Below are 7043 nucleotides of genomic sequence, written 5' to 3'. Positions count from 1 at the left end.
TAGCATTACAGTTGCATTTTCGGTTGACATCTGAATCCATGAGTTTCCATGATTCGGAGGTCATGGATGACAGGTGCATCGGTCGAGACAACGCTTGAACTTTGGGCGTCTTCGTTACGGGAAGTGAAGGCACGGCTGCGCCCGTTGTTCACCCAGGAGCGTGTGGCAGCTTCAGCGGGGCAGTTTTTGGATGGCCTGCTGGGGGACGAAAGACGCAAGACGGGCTGGATGCGCGCGGAAGCGGTAGGCGATCCTGGTCCATGGCGGCAACAGGCAATTCTGGGCCGGGGGCGCTGGGATGCGGATCGGTTGCGTGACATCGTACGCGATTACACGCTCGAAACGCTTGCGGATCCTGATGCCGTCCTCGTGCTTGATGAGACCGGCTTTCTCAAGCAGGGCAAAGCGTCCTGCGGGGTCGGTCGGCAATATACAGGTTCGGCAGGCAAGATCACCAATTGCCAGATCGGCGTGTTCGCCTCTTACGTCTCCCGGCACGGCCATGCCTTCATCGACCGGGCGCTCTATCTGCCGAAAGTCTGGACGGATGACCGGGATCGTCTGGCGGCAGCGCATGTGCCCGAACACGTCCGCTTTGCCACCAAACCCGCCTTGGCGCTCACCATGATCGAGCACGCCATCGCTGGCAATGTGCCGTTCTCCTGGGTGGCGGCCGACAGCGTCTATGGCGTGGGTGACATCGAAATGGCCCTCAAACGAGCAGGCAAGGGCTATGTGCTGGGCGTGAACGCCACCCATTCCTTCCGCTCATGGGACAAGTCGCTGGCCGTGGCTGGAACGGCAAAGGATATCGCCGAAGCCTTGCCGGAGGAGGCCTGGAGACGGCTGTCGGCAGGCGAGGGAAGCAAAGGCGCGAGACTGCATGATTGGGCCTATCTCGAACTCGCCGATCTTGACGCCGATGATTTCGACGCGGACTTTGCCGGCACCTGGACCCGCGGGCTGATGATCCGCCGCAACATCGCCGATGGTGACCTCGCTTTTTTCTCCACCTGGTGTCCGGCTGGGACGACCCTGGAGAAATTGGTCACCGTGGAGGGGCACCGTTGGGCGATAGAAGACAGTTTCGAAACCGCCAAGAACGAGTTTGGCCTCGACCACAATGAGACCCGATCCTGGCATGGCTGGCATCGCCATGTATCGCTCGTCATGCTCGCCTTCGCGATGGTGGCGGTTATCCGCCATCGCGCCAACGCCGTGCCGCCCCCAAAAACGATGCGGCCCGCAAGGCGCAAGATCGACAGTTGATCCGATGGTCGATTCAGGAAATCCGGCGCATCGCTACCCGCCTTGCTCGCGCGCACATTGATCCATCATCCATTATCGCATGGTCGCTCTGGCGACGAGCACATCAGGCCGCCGCTCAACGCGCACAACTCAAATCGAAAATGCAACTGTAATGCTAGCGCCAGCGCAGACAAAGACGCTACGACACCAGGGCACCCTTTCGCAGGTTGACCATCCCGCTGGCAACACAATCTGTGGGAATAAGACAGAGAATGCGAAATTACCAGGGCACCGCGCAAGAAATGACCTTAGTGCTGCCAAGCTGGCCACTCGTTGGGGCCACATGAGTCCGTTTAAAGCTGCGCATCAACGCAACAAATGGATTTTGGTTCCCAACGCATGAAACATATTTCTCAGATCTTCCTTGGTATTGTTGTTAGCGCTGCTTTGGCTACCACTGCAGTTGCACCTCAGGCCATTGCTGCCGGGAGCACTTCAACTGGCATCGCTTCCTGGTACGGCCCCGGTTTTCACGGCCGCATCACCGCCAATGGTGAGCGTTATGACATGTACGATATGACGGCGGCACATAAGACACTGAAGTTCGGCACTAAAGTGAAGGTGACCAACCACAATAACGGAAAGGCGGTCACCGTGCGTATCAACGACCGCGGGCCTTTCGTCGGCGGCCGGGTTATCGACCTCTCGAGAAGCGCTGCAGACGCCATCGATTTGGTCGCGCCAGGCACCGCCCCCGTTACCGTCGAGGTAATCGGCTAAAGCCGACTTCCGTCGGCGCGCCGCCCAAGTGAACCGAATGAAAGGTTCAGCTACTGGCTGGGCCTTTTCACAGGACGATGGGACGAGGGCGTCCAACGCTCTCGTCCCAAGTCGATCAACTAAGAGTCGATCGCGGTGCTGGGGGGGGGCGCTCGTCAATGCCAATCCGGGGAGACTACTGAGCAGCAGTCGCTTCTGGCCGATGAACACTGCTATCCACAGTCTCGGATCTCTCCGTACGATCATCCCGTTTGCTCACCAGAATGCCACGTCCGCTTTCGGCAAATCAAAGATCTCGATCGAACGGCTTAAATGAGAGCGCGCGTTGCTGCCCGGCTAGTATGGGGCCGGTAGGCGGACTGTCCGGTTTTGGCGAGGTACCAACGAAACCCGACATTCGGCATGCGATCCTTCAGGATCGATCGATGCCAGGGCTTCCCGGTGGTGGTTCTGCCCGGGGCCGGGTCAGTCTGCGGCGGGCGAGTCGACGACCCAGGTCACGCCGAAGCGATCCGTCGTCATGCCGAAGCCTTGCGACCATGACTGCGGCTCGAAGGGCATGATCACAACACCGTCCTTGGACAACGCCTCGAAGATGAGGCGGGCTTCCTCGACAGAGTCAGCGGAGACGGTGACGCTGTAGCCCTTGCGGCCGGAAAAATCCTGCATGTCCTGGCCCATCAGCGCCTGATCGCCGATGTCGATCCAGGCATGGACGATGCGATCGAGGCGGTCTTCGGGGACACCTTCCGCCATTTCGGGCATGTCTCGATGGCTTAGCAAGGCGCGAATCTCGCCGCCGAGAATGTCGGCATAGGTGGTGAACGCCTCGCGGCAATCGCCGTCGAAATCAATGTTGGCAACAACTTTCATGACAGGCTCCTCATTCGAACTGTGCGGCAAGCATAGCAAATTGTCTGAACGAGTCTGTGACTAGTGATGATCTCGATATGCCGGCCGATCAGGCAAGCGCTGAATCGACCAAGAGGACAATCTTGCCTGTAAACTGCCCGGAGGCAAAGCGGGCAAAGGCGTCCTGGAATTTCTCCAGTGGATAGGTGCAGTCAATGACGGGTGTCAGTTGCCCGGCAGCGCAAAGCGATACGAGCCGCTCGAGTTCGGTGATTTTCGGTTTATGAAGCACGACTCTTAGCTGCTTGCCGGCCACCATGCGAGCAAGGTGCCGAGCGTCGCCACATTGAGAAGTGCGCCGGGTGTGCCGCCGACAACCGCTAGCCGACCGCGCGGCATGGCCTTCGCTGTCGAAGACAGCGATGCGGACGGCTTCGGCGGCACCCTGCTGGACAGTTTCGGCGCCTTCGTGATTGTTGAGCGCAGTGCTGGTGAAGCCAAGGGCACCGCGTTGACCTTGAAACTGGCAACCAAGCCGTCTCGCCCGAAGAACGAACCTGCGAGCCAGGGTCGGAGAGCTATGGGTTTTTGGGGCCTTGGACGACTTGGAGACTGCAAGATCCTCCGTGCCGTCTTGCAACCGTGTAGAATCCGCGCTTGGGCTGCCAGGTCCCTTCGGGCATCGGCGCCACGATCCCGTAGCTGGCAATATCGAGGTCCTTGCCTGGCTCATCGGAGCGGGTCAGCCGTGGCTCGCTGAACCCCCACACGAAGGTCCCGTCCACGCTCGCCTTGGCGAAGACGTCGAACAATTCGTCGAGATAGTCGGCCTGGACTTGCTCGTCGCGCACGAGCGTGGTTGGCACCTGCATCCCGCCATCGTCGGCCTCCTCGATCACGTCGGAAGCCTGCGAGGCGTTCTCGGCAGCGCCGATATAGGCGCAGGTGCCGAACTCGAAGACATAAACCGGGCGACCCGCGCGATGGTGACGTTCGACCGTGCGCCGCAGGGATGTCGCGAACCATGACGCGTTGGCCGCATCCCGGTATGCATCCAGGCCTACGACGTCGAAGATCGTCCAGTCCGGGCGCTCCCAGGACCCGGCACCGTAGCTGACCGGGCCGGCGAAGCGCTGCCTCGCCACTCCCACGAGCTCCTTGAGGAAGGCTCGCAGCCGCAAGTTCACGAGCGGCAGGAACATCGAAAAGATCGGCAGCAGCGCGCCGCGTGAGGAGAAGGTCCGCCCTGGGGTGAAGCCTTCTGCCGACAGGCTCAGCTCACACCCCAAATTCAGCGACACCTCGCCGTGGAGGAGCCGCAGCGCCTCCGCACGATCCGCCAACTGAGCGAGGTGGGCGCTGACTTGGGACCGGGTGGCATCGAACAGCCGCGGCTGTATCCAGACGGCGAGGCCCTCCTCGCGGGCAATCCGCGCGGTATCGAGAAGCCGGTCGATGTCGGTGGCCATCACCAAGACCGTGTCGCAGCCGAGACGGTGACGGATCGCCCGCAAATCCGCACGGACGTCGCCAGCGTCCCACACGGGCCGCGAGTCGAAATCGCCGTCGTAGATGACCCCTGCGTCATAGCCGATGCCACGCGCTGCGAACGTGTGATCGCTCACGCGCCGCCCTCGGTGGGGGACGCCGGGTATTCGTCATGCCTGCGGATCCAGTCCATGATCTGTGTCTCGTTGCGGCCCTTCGGGGTAATGTCGAGATACATGTAAGCGCCCATCACCTCCTCATTGCCGCGCGCATAGCTCGAATAGGTGTGATAGACGGCGCCGTCCTCGTCCTTGAAGAAGACGCTGAGGCCGGGCAATTCGTCATATCCCTCGTCGGGGCGATAGTTGTAGAGCACCTTGCCCTGTGCCAGTTCCTCGGGTGTGAACGAGACATGATAGTCGTAGTTGAAGTCCGAGCCGAAGGACGACACCCATCTGGCCGTCCAGCCCATGCGCTTTTTGTACGCCTCGATCTTTGCGAGCGGCGCGCGGGAGATGCGGACGTAGGAGACGTCATGGTTCTCCAGATGCACCAGCGCGCCCTCGGCATGGTCGGCATCGAAGGAACAGCTTTTGCAACCGGCTTCCCAATCGGGGTGGAACATGAAGTGGTGGGCGATGAGCTGGCTGCGATTGTCGAAGAGGTCGGAAAGGGTCTTCTTGCCTTCAGGCGTGTCGAAGACATAGGGTTTCTCGACCTTGACCCAGGGTAGCGATCGGCGCTCCTCTGAGAGCCGGTCGCGCATGCGAGTCATTTCCTTCTCGTGCTCCAGATGGCGCTTGCGCGCATCGAGCCATTCCTCGCGGGGGACAACAGTGTGCTTGGTCATCATTATCAACTCCTCCTATACTGCAGGGTGTCCTCGGCTTCTGTTATTCTCGGATGCGGATAGCATCATCAGCCCCGCGCGGAGATCGTCGGGCGCTGAAAGCTTCTCGTCGATCTCGGCGTGCGTCCGGGTCCAGATAGGGTAGGCCCGAGCGAGCAGCGTGGTTCCTTCCAATGTTAACCGAAGAAGCCGCGCGCGGCGGTCCCTGGGGTTCGCAATCGTCTCGATGAGGCCGCGCCGCTCCAGGGGCTTGAGGTTCGCCGTCAGTGTCGTCCGATCCATCGCGAGCAACGCGGCGAGACTCCCAAGGACGGGCGGCTCCGGCCTGTTCAGAGACATAAGCAGCGAGAACTGCCCGCTGGTAATGCCCATCGGCTTGAACGCGGTGTCGAAACGACGCACCAGGGACCGGGCCGCTCGCTGTGCCGAGAGGCATAGGCAGGTATCGCGAACGTGCAACGTGGCCTCAAAGGGCAGGGTATCTGATGACGGCATCATACGACCGGTCGATCTCCTGTGGAATAATGCGTTGATATCAACATATAAACACCACGTCAAACTGAAGCGTGTGGAATGATCGTTTCAGTAGTCGGTTAGAAAGCGGTGGCCCCGACCCCGAGATATTGGGCCTTGACAATTTTAGCCGCAGCATCCCGGAAGCCGAGCCTTGGCAGCGGCGATTTTGGTGCTGTTGCCCACCTCTTTGATCTCGAGGGCAATCAGATCAACCTGAGCCAGCCGCCCAAGGGCTTCGTGAACAAATAGACACGTATCTTCCGGACTGAGGCAGCTGGCATTCTACAGGGCAAAGCTGACAGTCCGAACCCCACCCTGAATAGCCCCTAGATTTGTGGACGCCTTCTTCCCTAGTTTTGAGGCAAGGAGGCCATGATGGGGTCTGGCAATTTCAGTGACGATTTCAAGCGTGATGCGGTCGCGCAGATCACCGAGCGGGGTTACCCGGTTGCGGAGGTTTCCAAGCGCCTCGGCGTGAGCCCGCACTCACTAGATGCCTGGAAGAGGAAGTTCGCGAAGCCATCTGGGGGCGATGGCGATCAGGCGGCGGAGATCCGGCGTCTGAAGAAGGAGCTGACGCGCGTCACCGAGGAGCGCGACATCCTAAAAAAAGCCACCGCGTATTTCGCCAAGGATGCAAAGTGACATACGCGTTTGTTGCTGAGCATCGCCAGCAGTTCACGGTGCGAGCGATGTGCCGCTGCCTACGCATCGGACCCAGCGGGTTTTACGCCTGGCTGAAGAACCCGCTGAGCAAACGGGCTCGGGAAGATGCCCGTCAGACCGAGCTTCTCAGCAGGGCCTGGAAGGAAAGCGGCAGGGTCTACGGCTATCGCAAGCTGCATGACGATCTCCTCGATCAGGGAGAGACCAGTTGCGCCAACCGCATCGCTCGTCTCGCCAGGCTGGCCGGGATCAAGGCACAGATGGGCTACAAGCGTCGGCCCGGCTCCTATGGTGGCAAGCCGTCGGTCGTGGTCGACAACACCCTCGCCCGGCAGTTCGATGTCGATGCGCCGGACAGGGCGTGGGTGACAGACATCACCTACCTCCGGACCCAGGAGGGCTTTGCCTATCTGGCCGTGGTGATCGACCTGTTCTCACGCCGCGTCATCGGCTGGTCGCTGCAGAGCCGCCAGACCACCGACGTGGTGTTACAGGCGCTGCTCATGGCAGTGTGGCGTCGAAAGCCCAAGAGCAAGGTGCTGGTCCATTCAGATCAGGGATCGCAGTTCACCAGCATGGACTGGGCGGCGTTCCTGAAGCACCACAATCTTGAGCACTCGATGAGCCGTCGCGGCAACTGCCA

7 protein-coding genes and 1 pseudogene are annotated in these 7043 nt (G+C 60.6%); 3 read left to right on the top strand and 5 right to left on the bottom strand.

Annotated features, from left to right (window positions below):
* The first annotated feature begins 48 nt into the window (after positions 1 to 48).
* Positions 49 to 1269 (top strand): IS701 family transposase, encoded by a 1221-nt coding sequence (locus tag EO136_RS15220; RefSeq protein ID WP_127142641.1) that lies wholly within the window; start codon positions 49 to 51, stop codon positions 1267 to 1269.
* 378 nt (positions 1270 to 1647) lie between these two features.
* Positions 1648 to 2028 (top strand): septal ring lytic transglycosylase RlpA family protein, encoded by a 381-nt coding sequence (locus tag EO136_RS15215; protein ID WP_206513350.1) that lies wholly within the window; start codon positions 1648 to 1650, stop codon positions 2026 to 2028.
* Positions 2029 to 2493: 465 nt separating this feature from the next.
* Here EO136_RS15215 and EO136_RS15210 read toward each other — a convergent pair whose 3' ends face one another.
* The 5 genes from EO136_RS15210 to EO136_RS15190 all read right to left on the bottom strand — a co-directional run bounded on the left by EO136_RS15210 (position 2494) and on the right by EO136_RS15190 (position 5713).
* A complete protein-coding gene (locus EO136_RS15210; protein ID WP_127145246.1) occupies positions 2494 to 2901 on the bottom strand; it encodes a VOC family protein in 408 nt (135 codons plus the stop codon).
* An 88-nt stretch (positions 2902 to 2989) separates the two neighbouring features.
* Complete coding sequence (locus EO136_RS15205; RefSeq protein WP_127145245.1) at positions 2990 to 3199, bottom strand: zinc-binding dehydrogenase; 210 nt, start codon at positions 3197 to 3199, stop codon at positions 2990 to 2992.
* Positions 3200 to 3458: 259 nt separating this feature from the next.
* Positions 3459 to 4505 carry a glycoside hydrolase family 113 protein gene (locus EO136_RS15200; protein ID WP_127145244.1) on the bottom strand — a complete coding sequence of 349 codons (1047 nt, stop codon included), beginning with the start codon at positions 4503 to 4505 and terminating at the stop codon, positions 3459 to 3461.
* Positions 4502 to 5218: a DUF899 domain-containing protein gene (locus tag EO136_RS15195; RefSeq protein ID WP_127145251.1), complete on the bottom strand. Its 717-nt coding sequence runs from the start codon at positions 5216 to 5218 to the stop codon at positions 4502 to 4504. Before EO136_RS15195 ends, EO136_RS15200 begins: the two co-directional genes overlap by 4 nt.
* A gap of 15 nt (positions 5219 to 5233) precedes the next feature.
* Positions 5234 to 5713, bottom strand: a complete 480-nt coding sequence (locus EO136_RS15190) for a MarR family winged helix-turn-helix transcriptional regulator (protein ID WP_127145250.1) — start codon at positions 5711 to 5713, stop codon at positions 5234 to 5236.
* A 396-nt stretch (positions 5714 to 6109) separates the two neighbouring features.
* Between EO136_RS15190 and EO136_RS15185 the strand changes: the two are divergent.
* Positions 6110 to 7043: pseudogene (locus EO136_RS15185) on the top strand (IS3 family transposase); the annotation flags it as partial.

This window comes from Pelagibacterium montanilacus (genome assembly GCF_003992665.1).
Classification (GTDB): Bacteria; Pseudomonadota; Alphaproteobacteria; order Rhizobiales; family Devosiaceae; genus Pelagibacterium; species Pelagibacterium montanilacus.
The sequence above is the reverse complement of the archived record's forward strand: the minus strand, read 5'-3'. Positions and strand labels throughout refer to the sequence as shown.

What these genes read in the sequence shown, in the direction of transcription:
- EO136_RS15220 (WP_127142641.1), top strand. Translation starts at nt 49, where the DNA reads ATGATTCGGAGGTCATGGATGACAGGTGCATCGGTCGAGACAACGCTT.
- EO136_RS15215 (WP_206513350.1), top strand. Translation starts at nt 1,648, where the DNA reads ATGAAACATATTTCTCAGATCTTCCTTGGTATTGTTGTTAGCGCTGCT.
- EO136_RS15210 (WP_127145246.1), bottom strand. Translation starts at nt 2,901, where the DNA reads ATGAAAGTTGTTGCCAACATTGATTTCGACGGCGATTGCCGCGAGGCG.
- EO136_RS15205 (WP_127145245.1), bottom strand. Translation starts at nt 3,199, where the DNA reads ATGGTGGCCGGCAAGCAGCTAAGAGTCGTGCTTCATAAACCGAAAATC.
- EO136_RS15195 (WP_127145251.1), bottom strand. Translation starts at nt 5,218, where the DNA reads ATGACCAAGCACACTGTTGTCCCCCGCGAGGAATGGCTCGATGCGCGC.
- EO136_RS15190 (WP_127145250.1), bottom strand. Translation starts at nt 5,713, where the DNA reads ATGCCGTCATCAGATACCCTGCCCTTTGAGGCCACGTTGCACGTTCGC.